A 328-nucleotide genomic window follows, 5' to 3' on the forward strand; every position below is an offset into this window, starting at 1 on the left:
CTCCAGGACCTGGTGTTAACTGATTGGCAGCGTATCGGGAGCGGTAGCCCCGGGGTGGAACTCCGCGGGCAGGTCGCCGGGGAGGAGGTATGATAAGCACCGTCGCATTATTTTGGGCTTTATGTGTCGTTTGCATTGTTAACATGGCGCGCTATTTCTCATCACTACGCGCGTTGTTAGTGGTACTGCGTAACTGCGATCCATTGCTCTATCAATATGTTGATGGAGGGGGCTTTTTTACCTCACATGGCCAACCCAACAAACAGGTGCGTCTCGTTTGGTATATCTATGCCCAACGTTATCGCGATCATCACGATGATGAATTTAT

Annotated in this window: 1 protein-coding gene; it reads left to right on the forward strand. The window is 50.6% G+C overall.

Going from position 1 to position 328, the window contains the following annotated elements; all coding sequences use genetic code 11:
- Positions 1-89: 89 nt before the first annotated feature.
- Positions 90-328: universal stress protein UspB (gene uspB / locus V5P19_RS23180; protein ID WP_117033844.1), on the forward strand; the 239-nt coding region annotated here is incomplete at its 3' end.

Origin of the sequence: Enterobacter sp. UNJFSC 003 (assembly GCF_036903355.1) — a bacterium.
Lineage (GTDB): Bacteria > Pseudomonadota > Gammaproteobacteria > Enterobacterales > Enterobacteriaceae > Enterobacter.